Raw genomic sequence first — 271 nt, 5'->3', positions numbered from 1 at the left:
ACCACGCGGGCCACGCAGCGTCTTGTGTGTGGTGGAGGTAACGATATGCGCATGCTCGATCGGGTTCGGATACAGCCCAGCCGCAACCAGACCGGCAAAATGCGCCATATCCACCATCAGCTTCGCGCCCACTTCATCCGCAATCCGGCGGAAGCGCGCAAAGTCGATAATACGCGGATAAGCCGAACCACCCGCCACGATAATGGACGGGCGATGCGTGCGTGCGAGGCTTTCCATTTCCTCGTAGTCCAGAATGCCGTCCTGCTGGCGC

At 60.5% G+C, this 271-nt stretch carries 1 pseudogene; it reads right to left on the bottom strand.

From position 1 onward, the window contains the following. Positions 1-271: pseudogene (glyA, locus tag J2D75_RS14365) on the bottom strand (serine hydroxymethyltransferase); the annotation flags it as partial.

This window comes from Acetobacter suratthaniensis (assembly GCF_017377745.1).
Taxonomy (GTDB): domain Bacteria; phylum Pseudomonadota; class Alphaproteobacteria; order Acetobacterales; family Acetobacteraceae; genus Acetobacter; species Acetobacter suratthaniensis.
Note: the sequence above shows the minus strand (reverse complement) of the source record. Positions and strands in the feature narration are given on the sequence as shown.